Annotated in this window: 13 protein-coding genes and 1 riboswitch; of the genes, 4 read left to right on the top strand and 9 right to left on the bottom strand. The window is 60.1% G+C overall.

The features are described from left to right. Positions 1–211: 211 nt before the first annotated feature. A complete protein-coding gene (locus tag ACRZ94_RS16210; RefSeq protein WP_480797829.1) occupies positions 212–1,765 on the top strand; it encodes a trimethylamine methyltransferase family protein in 1,554 nt (517 codons plus the stop codon). A 59-nt stretch (positions 1,766–1,824) separates the two neighbouring features. Here the strand turns inward: ACRZ94_RS16210 and ACRZ94_RS16205 are convergent, their stop codons facing one another. From ACRZ94_RS16205 to ACRZ94_RS16165, 9 genes are all read right to left on the bottom strand, one after another. Further along, positions 1,825–2,559 carry an SDR family NAD(P)-dependent oxidoreductase gene (locus tag ACRZ94_RS16205; protein ID WP_480797828.1) on the bottom strand — a complete coding sequence of 245 codons (735 nt, stop codon included), beginning with the start codon at positions 2,557–2,559 and terminating at the stop codon, positions 1,825–1,827. Continuing rightward, complete coding sequence (locus tag ACRZ94_RS16200) at positions 2,556–3,287, bottom strand: SDR family NAD(P)-dependent oxidoreductase (RefSeq protein WP_480797827.1); 732 nt, start codon at positions 3,285–3,287, stop codon at positions 2,556–2,558. The genes ACRZ94_RS16205 and ACRZ94_RS16200 overlap by 4 nt, the downstream gene beginning before the upstream one ends. 2 nt (positions 3,288–3,289) lie before the next feature. Beyond that, complete coding sequence (locus ACRZ94_RS16195; RefSeq protein WP_480655146.1) at positions 3,290–4,414, bottom strand: mandelate racemase/muconate lactonizing enzyme family protein; 1,125 nt, start codon at positions 4,412–4,414, stop codon at positions 3,290–3,292. Further along, a complete protein-coding gene (locus tag ACRZ94_RS16190) occupies positions 4,411–5,505 on the bottom strand; it encodes an alcohol dehydrogenase family protein (protein ID WP_480655144.1) in 1,095 nt (364 codons plus the stop codon). Before ACRZ94_RS16190 ends, ACRZ94_RS16195 begins: the two co-directional genes overlap by 4 nt. A gap of 10 nt (positions 5,506–5,515) precedes the next feature. Continuing rightward, entirely contained in the window at positions 5,516–6,619 is a 1,104-nt protein-coding gene (locus ACRZ94_RS16185; protein ID WP_480655142.1) for a mandelate racemase/muconate lactonizing enzyme family protein, read from the bottom strand. Positions 6,620–6,659: 40 nt separating this feature from the next. Further along, entirely contained in the window at positions 6,660–7,211 is a 552-nt protein-coding gene (locus tag ACRZ94_RS16180) for a TetR/AcrR family transcriptional regulator (RefSeq protein ID WP_480655140.1), read from the bottom strand. Positions 7,212–7,350: 139 nt separating this feature from the next. Further along, positions 7,351–8,430: an FAD-binding oxidoreductase gene (locus tag ACRZ94_RS16175; protein WP_480655139.1), complete on the bottom strand. Its 1,080-nt coding sequence runs from the start codon at positions 8,428–8,430 to the stop codon at positions 7,351–7,353. A 5-nt stretch (positions 8,431–8,435) separates the two neighbouring features. Next, the gene (locus tag ACRZ94_RS16170; protein WP_480797848.1) at positions 8,436–9,689 is read right to left on the bottom strand and encodes an aromatic ring-hydroxylating oxygenase subunit alpha; all 1,254 of its coding nucleotides are present in this window, start codon (positions 9,687–9,689) and stop codon (positions 8,436–8,438) included. Between the two features lie 82 nt (positions 9,690–9,771). Further along, a riboswitch (cobalamin riboswitch) is annotated at positions 9,772–9,973 on the bottom strand. A 151-nt stretch (positions 9,974–10,124) separates the two neighbouring features. Continuing rightward, a complete protein-coding gene (locus tag ACRZ94_RS16165) occupies positions 10,125–11,036 on the bottom strand; it encodes a LysR substrate-binding domain-containing protein (RefSeq protein ID WP_480655135.1) in 912 nt (303 codons plus the stop codon). Between the two features lie 91 nt (positions 11,037–11,127). Between ACRZ94_RS16165 and ACRZ94_RS16160 the strand changes: the two genes are divergently transcribed. The 3 genes from ACRZ94_RS16160 to ACRZ94_RS16150 all read left to right on the top strand — a co-directional run bounded on the left by ACRZ94_RS16160 (position 11,128) and on the right by ACRZ94_RS16150 (position 16,237). Continuing rightward, on the top strand, positions 11,128–12,648 hold the full coding sequence (locus ACRZ94_RS16160; protein WP_480797826.1) for a trimethylamine methyltransferase family protein: 1,521 nt from the start codon (positions 11,128–11,130) through the stop codon (positions 12,646–12,648). A gap of 115 nt (positions 12,649–12,763) precedes the next feature. Further along, complete coding sequence (locus ACRZ94_RS16155) at positions 12,764–15,232, top strand: GcvT family protein (RefSeq protein ID WP_480797825.1); 2,469 nt, start codon at positions 12,764–12,766, stop codon at positions 15,230–15,232. A gap of 15 nt (positions 15,233–15,247) precedes the next feature. After that, positions 15,248–16,237, top strand: coding sequence for a GlxA family transcriptional regulator (locus ACRZ94_RS16150; RefSeq protein ID WP_480797824.1), 990 nt, complete (start codon positions 15,248–15,250; stop codon positions 16,235–16,237). Positions 16,238–16,242 lie beyond the last annotated feature (5 nt).

Raw genomic sequence — 16,242 nt, 5'->3', positions numbered from 1 at the left:
GTTTTGCATGATCTGCCGCGCCCGTTTTTGGGTTTGGCTTTGTGCGTGGATAAAAAAGCGCTTAGAAATAGGCATTTAGATCGGTAAATGCGCCCGCATCTAATTGTCGGCATCGGTTGGTCGCATGTCGCATCTTTCAAATATTCTTCGCAAGATGGCAGGCGAGACAGTTCGAAAGGTGTGATTTTCGGGAAAATTCTGGAGAAACCCGATGATCACTGAAACTCGCACTCGTTCCCGCGCAGGCGGACGTTCTGCCCGCCGGGCAATCCGCACCGCGCCCAAGTTTGACATGCTGCCGGGCCTGACCCGCAACCTGCCGCTGTGCGAGGTTATGGATGGCAGCCAGGTTGAACGCATCGACAATGCCGCAATGGACATTCTGGAAAACGTCGGTGTCCAGTTCCGTGACCCGATCGCGCTGGAAGACTGGAAGAAGGCCGGTGCCAAAGTGGACGGAGAGCTGGTCTATCTGGACCGCAACATGGTGCGCGAGCTGATCTCGACCATCCCGGCGCAGTTCACCTATCACGCGCGCAACCCCAAGAATAACGTGAAACTGGGCGGCAAACACTCGGTCTTCGTGCCCATGACCGGCGCGCCCTTCTTGCGCGATCTGGACGATGTGCGCCGCAATCCGCTGCTGGAAGATCTGGCGATGTTCCACAAGCTCAGCCACATGATGCCTGCGATGCACAGCTCGGCCCACCATATTGTTGAGCCTTACGATCATCCGATCAGCCAGCGCCACCTGCGCATCACCTATTCGTCGATGAAATACTCGGACAAGATGTTCATGGGCATGACCACCTCGCCCAAGAACGCCGAAGACGTGATGGATATGTGCGCAATCCTGTTCGGCGATGAGTTCATCGACAACAACCCTGTGACCACCGGCAACTGTAACGGCAACAGCCCGCTGGTCTGGGATGAGACCATGCTGGGCGCCATGCGGGCTTTCTGCCGCCGCAATCAGCCGGTTCTGTGCTCGCCCTTCGTTCTGGGCGGTGCGAACACACCCGCGTCGGTGCCCGCTACTGTGGCGCAGCTGACGGCCGAGGCGCTGTCGGCGCTGGCCTATACGCAGGTGATCCGCAAAGGTGCGCCTGCGATCTGGGGTCACTACCTGTCGACCGTTTCGATGAAGTCTGGCGCACCTATGGCGGGTACGCCCGAGATCAGCCTGATGAACTTCATGATCGGACAGATGGCGCGGTATTATGACGTGCCGTGGCGCACCTCGAACACCTTGGGCGGGGCCAAAACGTTTGACGCGCAGGCGGGGTACGAATCCGCAACCACGCTTAGCGCGGTTCTGCATGCGGGGGCCAACTATATCTGGCACTCGGCCGGGTGGAACGAGGCGGGCATGCACTGCTCGGTCGCCAAGTTTGTGGTGGATGCGGAACAATGCGCGATGGCGTACCGCATGGCCGAAGGCCCCAAATGGCACGATTTCGATCAGGCTATTGCCGCGGTTCCCGATGTGGGCCCCGGAGGCCACTATCTGGGTCATCCGCACACACAGGACAATTTCCAGGAAGCCTTCTTTATGCCCGAGCTGTTCGACAACAACTCGATCGAGCAATGGCAGGCCGAAGGCGGGGTTGAGATTACCGAGCGCGCGCTGAAACATGCGCGTAAACTGCTGGGCGAATACCAAGAGCCCAAGCTGGATGAGGCCAAGAACGAAGAGCTGCTGGACTACATCGCCCGCCGCGAACGTGAAATCCCGGCAGCGGATGAGCTGAACCAGAGCTACTAAGCAGGTTTCCCTCCCCAAACTGGCCCGCCTTTCTAGGCGGGCCTCTTTTTTGGGGATATTCAGGGCAGGCTCAGCTGCGCCATACGGCCGCCATCGACTGTATAGACCTGACCCGTGATAAACCCGCTTTCCTCGGCGGCTAGAAAAGCTGCCAGCGCGGCGACTTCTTCGGGTTTGCCGGTGCGGGCGACCGGATGGATTTTCCCGATGTCCCGCCGAAACGCGTCAGGATCAGGCATGGTTTCGATAAAGTCGAGGTTCAGGTCCGTATCGATCCAGCCCGGTGCAATCGCATTACAGCGGATGCCCTCAGGCCCGTGGTCAATCGCCACGGCGCGGGTCAACCCGTGCAGACCGGCCTTGGATGCGCAATAGGCGGCGTGGCCCGGATTGCTGCCCAGCCCCTCGATCGAGCCGGTATTCACAATGCTGCCCTGTGTTTTGCGCAGGTGGGGCAGGGCGGCTTGGATCATCAGAAACGGCGCGGTCAGATTGACGGTCAGGTTCTTTTGCCAATCTGCCAGGCTCATATCCTCGACGCGGGCTTCCTGCATCATCCCGGCATTGTTGACCAGAACGTCCAGCTGTCCGGCGTGGTTGATCACGTCGGCAATGACCTGACCGGGTGAATGGGGGTCGGCGAAATCCGCAGCGATCCCTTCGAACCTGCCATCCGTACCGCGCTGCGCCGTAAAGACCCGCGCCCCTTCGTCAGACAGGCGCGCCGCGATGGCCTGCCCGATCCCTGATCGGCCCCCGGTGACCAGCGCAACCTTATCGTCAAACCGTCTCATGCGACTGGTTTCCCGCCGTTCACCTCGACCAGCGTGCCGCACATGTATCGTGCCGCGTCTGAGGCGAGGAACAGGACAACATCCGCGATGTCTTCCGGCTCGGCAATACGGCCCAGCGGGACGGTTTTACCAAGCTCGGACACGGCCTTGTCCGGGTCGAATCCGCGTTTGGCAAAGCCAGAGCGCAGCATGGGGGTGTTCACCTCATTTGGGCAGACTGCGTTGATGCGGATGCCCTGATGCGCGTGATCCATGCCCATACACTCGGTCAGCGACGCAATGGCCGCTTTGGTCATGCAATAGAGTGCGTGGTTCGGCCCCGGCGCTTTGCCGCCCCAGCATGAGGCCGTGTTGACGATGGCACCACCGCCGGCTTCCGCCATCAGCGGAATGGCCGCGCGGCAGATGCGAAAGGGGGCCTCGACATTCACGCCCATGGACAGGGTCCAATCAGCGTCCGAGGTCTCGGTCACTGGGCCACGGGTGATGACACCGGCGTTGTTGATGACGATGTCCAGACCACCCAGCGCCTGTTTCGCTGCTGCGGGCAGGGTGTCGCTGTATTGCGGGTCCAGCAGATCGCCGGGCAGATGCGCCTCGGCCTCGATCCTGTCGGTTGCACGGTCCGCGACCGCCACTTGTGCGCCTTGCGCGCGCAATTGGCGGACGATGGCCTGACCGATACCTCCGGCGGCCCCGGTGACCAGAGCTTTTTTGTCTTGAAACATCTCTATTCTTCCCAGATTGCTACGGCCTGCCCTAGCAGGTCCCGGTTCATTGTCACGCCAAGGCCCGGCGCATCAGGAGGCAGGACACCCCCGTTTTCGATCGGCGCGTCAAAGGCCCCGGTCTGGATCGTCACCATGTCACGCGGGTCCAGAACGCAGCGCAGCAGGCGTTCGGGCACCGTCGCACCCATATGGAAGATCGACGCGGCCGACAGCGTTGAACCCACCGTGTCCTGTACGCTGATCGTCAGACCGGCGGCGCGACAGATGTCGCGGTGACGACGGGCATGGGTCAAACCGCCGGCCTTGGAAATCTTGAGGCCAATACCATCGGCCACGTCCAACGCGACCAGTTTGGCAATATCGCCATCCTCTTGCGCCAACTCGTCCAATATGATCGGCACATCGCAGCGCTGGCGCAGCGACAGGGTCTCGCGCCACGTTGCACAGGGGGCTTCAAGGACGAAGTCCAGCCCGTTCGGCAGCGCCCGTAACATGCGCAGCGCGGTCTCGGGGATCAGACCGCCATTGGCGTCGACGATGAAGTATTCACCCGGTTGACGATCCGCCAGTGATGCCGCGATGCGTTCGGCGTCCAGCGCCGGGCCGCCCTCGGAATCCAAGGCACCCACTTTGACCGAATGGCCCATGTAACCCATCGCGCGATGTTCCGCGACGCGGGCGCGCATATCCTCGGGCGTGCCTGCGTAGATCGAACTGATCGCAGGCAGGCGGTTACCCGTCGCACCGCCCAACAGTTTGTAGACCGGCAGGCCGACCGATTTGCCGAACAGGTCCCAACAGGCCAGATCCAGCGCCGATTTCGCGTGGTTGTGCCCCAACAGGGCCTCATCCATGGCGTCATTGATCCGATCAACATCGCGGGGGTCGCGGCCGATCAGATAGGGGGCAATTTCTTCGACCCCGGCCCGGGCGCCCCGCGCATGGGCGGCGATATAGTTGGGACCAAACGGCGTGGATTCGCCCCAGCCTTCGGTCCCGTCATCCGCGGTGATGCAGACGATGACACTGTCGAACCCGGTATAGATACGCCCGCCTGACAGCTCGTACGAGCCGCCGGCATAGGGCAGGTGCAGTTCAAAAAGCTCTATCTTGCGGATTTTCATGAGGTCACCTGCGGCGGGATCAGCACCAGTTGCCCGGTGTGTTGTTTGCCAAGGAAGTCTTCCTGGGCCTTGCCGATTTCGTCCAGCGGATAGGTCTTGGCGACGACGGGGCGGATTTCACCGGCTTCGATGTATTTGATCAGGTTTTCGAACACGATGTCTTCCTGAAAGGTGCAGCCAAACAGCGTCAGGTCTTTCAGATAGAGCGTGCGCACATCGATCTGACAGATGGGCCCGGCAATGGCCCCGGCGGTGGCATATCGCCCGCCCCGGCGCAGCACGTCCAGCAGGCTGGGCCATTGTGGCCCAGCGACCAGATCGACCACCACGTCAATCGACCCTTCCCCCAGTTCCGCGACCAGATCGGCGTTGCGATCCAGCACCCTGTCGGCGCCCAAGGCGCGCACGGCCTCTGCCTTTGCAGGCGAGCACAGCGCGATCACATGCGCCCCGCGGCGTTTCGCCAGTTGGACCGCGGCCGAGCCAACACCGCCAGACGCACCGGTGATCAGAACGGTTTCCGACCCAACGCTGGCGCGGTGCAACATGCCTTCGGCGGTGGAATAGGCGCAGGGGATGGCGGCCAGTTCTACATCGTCCCAATCGCAATCGACGGCATGGGTTTCACGCGCGGGCGCTTTGGTGAATTGGGCAAATCCGCCATCGCATTCGCTGCCGATGGTCCAGCATTCATAGGGGCGATAGTCGACATAGGTGCGCAGCATGTTGCGCACGATCACGCGCTCTCCGATCCGGGTGGGATCGACACCATCGCCAACAGCCACGATATGGCCGCAGATATCCGCCCCCTGTATGCGCGGAAAGGTCAGAGGGGTGCCCGACCAGCTGGCATCATCGTCATCTACAGTGTCAAAACCCTCGGCCCCACCACTTTCGGTATCGCCTTCAATGGATTTGGAATACCAGCCGATCCGCGTGTTGATGTCGGTGTTGTTCACACCGGCGGCTGCGACCTGGATCAGGACTTCGCCCGCGCCCGGTTGCGGAAGGGGCACGTCCGTGCGGTATTCAAGTTTTTCGATGCCGCCGTGACCGGTCAGCTGAACTGCGTGCATGGTTTCGGGTATCATTCAGTTATCCTCAGAAAGACGCGACGGGCGCGCCAAAGGCGCTTTCGTCCGGGGTAACGCCAAGGCCAGGTCCGGTCGGGCGCTGAATATGGCCGCCAACAATCTTGATGCCGTTTTCGGGGTCGTAGTTGCCCTCAATATAAGGGGCAGCAAGCCAGGCCCCTTCCATCAGGGTCGGGCGCACGGTCGAGGCGATCTGCGTGCAGGCTGCCGCAATGATATCACCGCCCCAGCTGTCGTCGCAGGTATGGGGCAGGTTGCGCGCGTCGCAGATGTCGCGGAAGGTGCGCATGTTCTGCAAACCGCCAATGCGTGTCACCTTCATGCCAAACCCATCAACCAGCCCGGTCCCGGCGGCCGAGATCACGGTGTTCAGGTCCACGCTGTTTTCATCCATGTAGATCCCGTGGCTGACCTGCGGGCGGATCTTTTCAAGATCCTGAACGGTGTTGCAGGGCTGCTCCATGATGAACGGGATATCGGGGCATTCCCGGCTGGCGCGCAGCGCATCGCGCGTGGTCCAGCCTCGGTTGCCATCAACGGCCAGCCGCATGCCCGATCCACCGATAACCTCCCAGACTTTGCGGATGGTCTCGATATCGATCTCAACGGGGCGCCCGCCGACCTTGACCTGAAGACGCGGATAGCCTTCTTCCATCTTCTCTTTCGCCAGAGCGGCGATATGGTCGGGCGCACCCACGCCGGTGGCGTAGTATGATGGCACCCGATCCGTTTGTGCTCCGCCCAGCAGGTCGGCAACACTAACGCCCAGCTTTTTGCCGATCAGGTCATGGGCGGCGATGTCGATGGCCGCCTTGGCATAGTTGTGACCGTTCAGCAGGCTGTTCATCTTGTGATGCAGGGCTTTGGGCCAAAGGTCCGCGCCCACAAGCCCGCTGGCTATCTGCGTCAAGGCGGCCCGCGCACCCAGCGCATGCGCTTCGGCATAGGTGGGGCCGACGGGGCAGGTCTCACCCCAGCCGACGGTGCCACTGTCGTCCACCAGTTTCACCAGCGTTGTATCCAAGGCCCAAACCTCGGCATTGGCCATGGTGTAAGGGCCGTTCTTGACCGGCAGGTCATGGGCGTAGATGTGGATTTCTTTGATCTTCACGTCAGATCCTTTTTCTGGTTGTGGGCCGGATGCGCCGGCGTCAGTGAATTCCTGCTGAGGCCAAAACCGCACGGGCGCAGCGCAGCGTGGCGTCTGTTGCCTGTTTGGTTCCGATGATGCGCGCGCTTTCCGTCAGACCCTCGTGCAGGACAAACAATGCCTCTGACAGCTGCTCGACATCGCAATTCTGATCGACCCTCAGCAGCCGTTCGCGAAACATCTGACGCACATGGGCCTTGTGCGTTTCTGCGGCCTCACGAATAGGGTCGCTTTCGGGATAGGCCGCCAGCGCATTGCGAAACAGGCAGCCAGTGTTTGAGACGTCGGCCAGCCAGTCGGACAGGCGTATCAGGACATGTAGAACATGATCCGCGCCCTCGGCCTCATCCTGACCGATCCATTCGGAATAGGCCGCGTCCCGATGGTTCAGCGCGCCGATCACCATGGCTTCGCGGCTGGGAAAATACTTGTAGAGCGTCCGCAACGAGACATTCGCCCCTTCGCGCAGGGCTTCGACGCCCTGCGTGGCAAACCCCATTTCCGAGAATTGCCGGTCGAGGTTCTCTGCGATCTTGTGTTGTGTCTCGTTCATGCGCCGTTGGTAGAGCGATCACTCTACCTGGACTGTTCAGTTTGCGACAGGGTTGTCTGATCTGCGACAAAAGCCAAAACGGATGCGCCTGCGCGGGGTGTCCCGCGCAGGCGTAAAAGGTAAACCGCTATGATTGACGTCAGACCTCGACAGCGACTTTGCCGATGGGGTTCGAACAACAGGCAAGGATGTACCCATCCGCGATATCATCCTCGGAAATCCCGCCATTATGGACCATATGAACTTCGCCCGCCGTTTTCCTGACCTTGCAGGTGCCACACACCCCAAAGGTACAGCCTGACGGGATGTTCAGGCCAACCGACCGCGCTGCGGCCAGAATGGTTTCGGTTTCCGACACTTTGGCGATGACGTCAGAAGTTGCAAAATGGATTTCTGCAGTTGCCCCGTCATCTGGTACCAGATCGTCCAGTTCCGGCTGATCGGCCACCGTTTCCACAGGCGCGCCAAAGCTTTCCTGATGGTAGCTGCCCATGTCGAATCCCAAACCGGTCAGGGCATCGCGGACGGCCTGCATAAAGGGTTCGGGACCGCAGCAATACACCTCACGTTCCAGATAATCCGGAGCCATCAGGCCCAGCATCAATTGGTTGAATTGGCCTTGATATCCAGTCCAGGGGCGGTAGGGGTCGGCCTCTTCCACAACGAATTTCAGATCCAGACCGGGCGTTCGGCTGGCCATCTGTTCCAGACGTTGGCGAAAGATGATCTCGGACGGGCGTTTGGCGCAGTTGATGAAAACGATGTCCAGATCGCGCCCTTCATCCCACATGCACGTGGTCATCGACATCATCGGCGTGATGCCCGAGCCTGCCGAGATGAACAGAAACTTGCGGGCCGGGCTTTCCACATTGGTGAACAGGCCAGCCGGACCGATGGCCCTGATTCCCATGCCCGGCTTCAGGTTGTCCAGCATCCAGCGCGTTCCAATGCTGTCGGGCTGCGCTTTGGCAGTAACCGTGACAGAGCGCGGCCGCGATGGAGAGGACGAGATCGTATAAGTGCGATGCACGACGCCTCCGGGCTGGTCGGGGGCTGGTATTTCCAGCGTCAGAAACTGGCCGGGATGATAGGCGAAAAACGCGCCTGACGGGGCCCGAAACGTAAAGCTGGCCGTATTGGGCGTTTCAGGCACGACCGAGACGCATTCCAGCATCTCACTATCCTGCCAGACCGGGGCCACTGTATTGAGGTCTTTCATCCCCGTTACTCCGCAGCCATGACGTCAGGGGCCACATGATTCGCCAGCGTGTTGCAATACCATTCAACAAACTGCAGCACCCCGGATTCCTGTATGCCTGAATAGGGTCCCGGCACGTAGGCCGGGCTGTTGATACCTAGCTGGTTGTCCTCGACCACCTGCCGGTCTTCGTCATTGGTGGCCATCCAAACCTCGGTCAGACGCTTTAGGTCATAGTCTGTGCCCTCGACGGCCTCTTTGTTGACCAGCCATTTGGTGGTGACTTCGGTCTCGGTTGGGCTGATCGGAGTAATACGGAAGACAATCGAATGATCGGCCAGGAAATGGTTCCATGTGCTGGGGTAATGAAACTTCAGCAGCGTCCCGGCATCGGCAAAGGGCGCGCGGCCCAAAAACCGGCGCACGGCGGATTTGCCGTCCATCGTATAGCTTTCCGCCCCTTCCTTAAGAGGCATCCGCGCCAGACGGTACTGGCCGTCATCATGCAGATAGAACTGCGAAGGCATGCCGGCCGCTTTGCACCGGTCGAAGTGGTCTTGCATGAAGGCGGGGGTTTCGCCGCCTTCGATCCCGGTTACAGAGGGGTCATCCGGGAAAGTCCGGCAGAGCGAAGGATGGTTGCCGCCACAGTGATAGCATTCACGGTTGTTTTCCCAGACAAGTTTCCAGTTGCCCTTTTCGACGATGGTGCTTTCAAACGCGATCTTGGCGTTGTTCAGGTCGTGGGGCTCAAGATAGGGGCGTGCGATATTGGCAAAGGTGTCAAAGTCGGGGGCCTCATCCGCAAGACAGATGTAGATAAGACCGGCCAGTTCGCGGCAATGCACGGTTTTCAACCCATGTTGTTTGGGATCGAAATCGGGGCCCATGTCCCGCGCCCAAAGAAGCGAACCATCCAACTCATAAGTCCATTGGTGATATGGGCATACGAGTTTCGGCGCATTGCCCTTTGCCGCCTTGCAAATAACCGAGCCGCGATGGCGGCAGGTGTTGTGAAAAGCCCGGATCTGATCGTCTGCGCCGCGCACGATAATCACGCGGTAGGCGCCCACGGTATAGGTAACGTAATCGCCCTTTTTCACCAATTCACACGCGGGAATGGCAAACAGCCACTGGCGGTAATGTATGGCCTCAAGGTCGGTCCGAAAAACATCGGGGTCCGTGTAAAACGCCTGCTCCAGAGCATAGGCTGGGTTTCGACGTGCCAACAGGCTTTGAATGTTGCTCACTTCTGGCTCTCCTGCCGCGCCCCGCGGCATTGCTTGGGCAGATGACAAAGAAGACCAGCCCGGAGCCGCGCGAGGATCGCGTCCGGAACATGCGCCCCCACCGCCACCCGCGGTTTGACATATCTGCAAGGCTGGTTTCCGGACTTGGAAGGGGCTTTCACCCGGTTCGGCACCTTCCCGGGATCCTCGTCCCAGTGGTTCTTGCCGAGCCTGACCTTCGTTACCGTTGCGGGGGCAGTGGCGGAATTTCACCGACTTCCCAATTATCCACCGCCCGGGTCTCGGGCGGCAGCACCTCACACGCGCACCCTAGCCGGGGTCCTTCTGGCCGCTGGAAAAAATGCGACATTTTATGCTGAAAAACTGACACGATGATTTTTTGACGGCGCTGCACGGATATTGGGGCCGGGTTTCTCGGGCCTCAGGCCACCGAACCCCTGTGTCGCGCTTTGCCGCCGCTTGGGGCTATTGGGATTTCTCAACTTTATGTAAGATCCAATCCCTCACCCTTTGCGCATCATCCGAAAGGGGGGTCTTTTTGGACCAGACCAGATAAAATCCCTTACCCGTGGCCCATTGCCAATCGGCTTTTGCGGCAAGAAGCCCCTGTTTGACCAGCCTGTCCGTCAGGTGTTTCCATCCAAAGGCGAACCCTTCTCCGGCCATGGCGGCCTGAAGCACAAGAGCGTAATCATTCAGGCGAAGGCCTGTGTTCGGCACAGCGGTGCGGATTGAAAAATTCGCGAACCATTCGCTCCAGCTTGGGCGCTGCCGTATCGGTTCTTCCAGATGGATGAGCCGCTGGGTCAACAGGTTCGGAAGGCTGCGCAGATCGACCGCTGCTGCCATGACACGCGGCGATGCGACGGGATAGATCACCTCGGGCGCGATCAATGCACATTCGCAACCCGACCAGTCCCCATTGCCCAGCCGTATCGCAAGGCTTATGTTTTCGGCATCGATATCGGGTTCCCGGTCGCTGGATTGCAGGCGCAAATCAATGCCGGGATAGCGTTTCTGCAATTCCGCAAGGCGCGGCATAATCCAATAGTTATTAAACGCCGTAGATGCGCTGAGCGTCACATATCCCGTCTGGTTGAGTTGTTGAATGGATGTCACTGACAAAGACAGCTGCTCAAAGGCGCGCGTGACATCAGCCAAAAGCCGTTGTCCGGCGCTGGTCAGAACAACCTGACGATGGCTGCGGGTGAAAAGCGGCGTGCCCAACCCCTCTTCCAGGCGACGGATTGCGACGCTGACGGCGGGTTGCTGCACGTTCAGCTCCTCAGCGGCGCGCGTAAAGGATTGCAGGCGAGCGGCCGCCTCAAAGACGACAAGATGGCGGGGTGAGCCAAGGAGCTTCCAGAGTTCTTGCATAAATTGCTTTTATGCTAACCATTCAAATTTACAAGCGTCACAACCCGGCCCTCAATCGTTAAAGTCGCGCGAAAAAATGGAGTAGCTCACAATGGCTCGGCGCGCGCGTCAATCCCGTTCCCGCGGTTCAGAGGCCGGTTCAGTTCCGGCATCCCCCTATATCCAGCGACGCTTGGCGTTTTTTGATCCTTTGAATGAAGAGGATCTGCAGCGCCTTGAGGCACAGGTCGACTGGATTTTCGAAGAGGTCGGGATTGCGTTTCGCGACGACCCCGAGGCGCTGGAGCTGTGGCGCCGCGAAGGGGCAAGAATCGAAGGTGACCTTGTTCGCGCCGATGCGCAGTGGATTCGCAGCCTTTGCGCCAAGGCCCCCAAAAGCTTTACTCAGGTCGCCCGCAATCCTGAACGTTCGGTCGTCATTGGCGATGGCAATCAGGTGTTCGCGCCGGTTTATGGTGCGCCCTTCGTGCGTGATCTGGAAGGCGGCCGCCGCTATGGCGATATCGAGTCGTTCGAAAAGCTGGTCAAACTGACCTACATGCACCCGAACCTGCACCACGGTGGCTTTGTCACCTGCGAACCCTGCGACGTGCCGGTCAGCAAACGCCATCTGGACATGATGTTCGCCCACATGACGCTCAGCGACAAGCCGCATCTGGGTGCCATCACCGAGATGAGCCGCGCACAGGACAGCGTCGACATGGCCGAGATCGTCTTTGGCGCGGATTTCATGGAAGACAACTGCGTGATCATGGGCAACGTGAACACGAACTCTCCGCTGTTGGTGGACCGCGTGGTGACGGAATCGGCACGGGTTTATTCGTCGCGCGGTCAGGGTCTGATCGTGGTGCCGTTCATCCTGTCCGGCGCGATGGGCCCGGTCAGCACCGCCGCCAGCGTTGCACAGGCCATGGCCGAGGCGATGATGGTCTGCGCCTATGTCCAACTGCTGCGCCCCGGCGCGCCCTTTGTTCTGGGCAACTTCCTGTCGTCCATGTCGCTGAAATCCGGTGCGCCTACCTTTGGTATGCCCGAGCCGGTGATGTCGAACTACGCCATCGGCCAACTGGCGCGCCGCGCAGGTCTGCCCCTGCGCTGCGGCGGCTCGCTGACCGCCTCCAAGATCGAGGACGCGCAGGCCGCCTACGAATCCGCCGACTCGATGCATTCAACCATGCTGGCGGGTGCCAATTTCGTTCTGCACTCGGCGGGTTGGCTCGAAGGGGGCCTGTGCACCGGCTTTGAAAAGTTGATCATGGATGCCGACCGTCTGGGCTCATACCAGAAGGTCCTCAGTCAAGGTCTGGACACCAGCGATGACGCCTTTGCCCGCGACGCCTATGGCGAAGTGGACGCAGGCGGTCATTTCCTGGGCTGCGCCCACACCATGCGCAACTACCAGACGGCCTTCTACGAACCCAAGCTCAGCGACAGCGAGAATGTCGAAAGCTGGGAGGAAGGCGGCTCCAAAGACATGCGCCGCCGCGCCTATGAGCGCTGGAACCAGATGCTGAACGAATACCAGCCCCCCGCGATGGACGAGGCCAAGAAAGAAGAACTGGCCGCCTATGTTGCCAAACGCAAAGAAGAAATCCCGGACGCCTGGTACTAAACCCCGGATCTCTTCATCTGGCCAAAAATATCCTCGGGGGTGAATTGAGCCACAGGCTCAAGAGGGGGCAGACAGCCCCCTTCCCCCAACCCCACAAAAGACACAGGACCCTCTTATGCCCGAGATTCAAAAAGACGAAACCACATCCGGCAAACAACTGCCTTCCCACGCTAAGGTCGTCGTCATCGGCGGCGGAGTTGTGGGCTGTTCGATCCTCTTTCACCTGGCCAAGTTTGGCTGGAAAGACGTTGTCCTGTTGGAACGCGATGAACTGACCTCCGGCTCCAGCTGGCACGCGGCGGGTCAGATTCACACGATCAGCTCGGACCCCAACATCTCGCGCCTGCAAAGCTATACCATCGATCTGTACAAAGAGATCGAGGAAACCTCGGGCCATTCCGTCGGCATGCACATCACCGGTGGTTTCTATGCGGCGTCGACCAAGGAATGGTACGACTATCTGAAGCGCGAACGCTCGAAAGCCCGCTATATGGGTCTGCATCAGGAGTTCATCAGCCCGCAGGAACTGGCCGAGCGTCACCCGCTGATCGACCCCAAACACTATCACGCCGCGCTCTGGGATGAGCAGGACGGCGACGTGGACCCCTCGGGCGCAACCTATGCTTTTGCGAAATCCGCCCGTCATCATGGCGCGCAATATTTCACCCATTGCGGCGTGACGTCGATGAGCCAGCGCCCCGATGGCAGCTGGGACCTGACCACCCCCAAAGGCGTCATCAACGCCGAGCAGGTCGTGAACTGCGGCGGCCTGTGGGCGCGTGAAGTCGGCCATATGTCGGGCATCCACCTGCCGGTTCAGCCGATGGAGCACCACTATCTGATCACCGACGCGATCCCGATGATCAAGGACCGCATGGAAAGCATGGGCGAAGCCGGTCGTCTGCCCGCGGGCATCGACTATGAGGCCAACATCTATTTCCGTCAGGAACGCCACGGCATGCTTCTGGGCACCTATGAGCCGAAATCGACCCCGTGGAAGGTCGACGGCACGCCATGGGATTTCGGCCACGAGTTGCTGCAACCCGATCTGGACCGCATCGCCGATCGTCTGGAAATGTCGTTCGAGCGTATCCCCGCCATCGGCGAATCCGGCATCAAGGACACGATCAACGGCCCGTTCACCTTCGGCCCCGATGGCAACCCGATGATCGGTCCGGTTCCGGGCATGAAAAACTACTGGGTCGCCGTGGGCGTCATGGCAGGCTTCTGTCAGGGCGGCGGCGTTGGCCTGACCATGGCCGAATGGATGATCGACGGCGAGCCTTCGATCGACGTCTGGGCGATGGACGTGGCGCGATTTGGTGAGTTCGCAACGCCGGACTGGGGCACCATCAAGTCCTCGGAAAACTACGAACGTCGCTTCGTGATGACCTTCCCGAACGAAACGCTGCCCAAGGGGCGGATGCAGAAAACCACCGCGCTCTATGATCGGCTGATCGACAAGGGCGCAGTGATGGGTCAGGGCTTTGGTCTGGAAAACGCCCTGTGGTTTGCCGACAATGCCGAAGACGCGCATGAAACCCCGACTTTTGAGCGGAACCGTTCGCACGACTATGTGGCGCGCGAAGTCAAAGCCGTGCAAGAGGCCGTGGGTGGCATCGAGATCGCAAACTTTGCCAAGCACGAGTTCAAGGGCGCTGGTGCGCGTGAATATCTGAACCGCACTCTGGCGGGTTACGTGCCGAAACCCGGCCGTCTGGCGCTGACCCCGATGCTGACCGAAAAGGGCCGTCTCTACGGTGACCTGACCGTGGCGTGTCTGGGCGACGATCACTTCATGCTGTTCGGTTCGGGTGCGATGCAGGATGCGCACAGCCGCTGGTTCCAAAAGGACCTGCCTGCGGATGTGAGCTATGCCAATGTCTCGGATGACTGGCACGGGATCGCCCTGTCCGGCCCCAAATCGCGCGACCTGCTTGCCCGCATCACCCACGATGACGTCAGCGCCGATGCGCTGAAGTTCCGCGATCTGCGCAAGACCTTCGTGGGCGGCGTGCCGGTGATCCTGAACCGCATCTCGTTCTCGGGCGAGCTGGGCTTTGAGATCTACTGCAAGCCGATGTACCTGCTGCGTCTGGCCGAGGCGATCGAAGAGGCCGGGGCCGATCTGGGCTATCGCTGGTACGGTGCACGTGCACTGATGTCGCTGCGCCTTGAAAAAGGCTGGGGCGTCTGGACCACCGATTTCCGCCCCGACTTTAACGCGGTCGAATCCGGCATGGATGTCTTCATCAACTGGAAGAAGGACTTTGTCGGCAAGGAAGCCACCGAAAAGTTCAAGGCAGATGGCGTAGCCCGCAAGCTGGTCACCATGACCATCGACGTGGACGGCATCGATGTCTCGAACGACGAAGCGATCCTGAAAGACGGCGAAGCGGTCGGCTATGTCTCGTCCGGCGGTTACGGCCACCGTGTCGGCAAGTCGATGGCGATGGGCTACGTCGCATCCGACAGCGCGGTGCCGGGAACAAAGTTGCAGGTGGAAATCCTGGGCGAGTTCTACGACGCCGAGGTGCTGGGCGCGCCTGCGTATGACGCCAATGGCGCCAATATGCGGGCCTAAGAAAGGAAAGCCGAAATGGGTCGACCCGAGATCAGTTTTGCAGAGACCAGCGTCAGAGTGGCGGATCTGAACACGTTCATTTTCCTTCTGACGCCCGGATTTTCGGCACTTGAACTGGGCTCGGGTATCGATTCATTGGGGGCGGCGAATGCCGCCTCTGAGCAGGCTGTTTTTGAGTGGAGCATCGTCAGCGAAACCGGCGCGCCAGTGACATCCTCATCAGGGATGACGGTGGCCGTTGACGGCCCGTTACCCAAGACGCGCCGCGGCGATAGCATTGTAATTTGCGGTCCGATGACCGTGGATCGAACCATTTCCAATGGTTTGAAATCCTGGCTGCGTCAGGCCGGTCGATTTGGCGTACAGCTTTGTGGTCTGGGGGGTGGCGCAAGCATCCTGGCCAGCGCGGGTGTGACGGCCGGTCAGCGGCTCAGCACCCATTGGAAGCAGCAGCCGGTGATGATCGAACTGTTCCCAAGCGTCGAGGCCGTCTGCTCGGTCTACGAAGACGCCAGACCGATTGCCACCTGTGGCGGCGGGGTGACCACGCTGGATCTGTTTTCATCCATGATCACGCAGAAATGCGGGCAAACCGTCGCGTCTCAGGTGGCTGATGAGTTGTTGCACGCCTCGGTCCGTCTCAAGGATGGCAGGCAGACGCAGACCGATCTGTGCCGTTTGGGCACGCGCCACGAAAAGCTGGCCAGTGCAGTGACATACATCCACGACAATCTGGAATCGCCGCTGTCGCCAACATGGGTTGCGGAAACGGTCGGGCTGTCCACGCGGCAGCTTGAGCGATTGTTCCAGAAATATGTCGGAACCAGCCCCAAGAACTACATGACCCGTTTGCGGCTGGAACGGGCGCGCACCCTGTTGCAGCAAACCGATATGCGGGTGCTGGATGTTGCAATTGCCTGTGGTTTTGCCTCGGCGGACCATTTCTCAAAATGCTTCCGCAAGCATTTCGGGTTCTCACCGCATTCGTTGCAGCGGGCGGCCTGACAGGG

The organism is Ruegeria sp. CH10 (assembly GCF_056537125.1).
The sequence above is the reverse complement of the archived record's forward strand: the minus strand, read 5'-3'. Positions and strand labels throughout refer to the sequence as shown.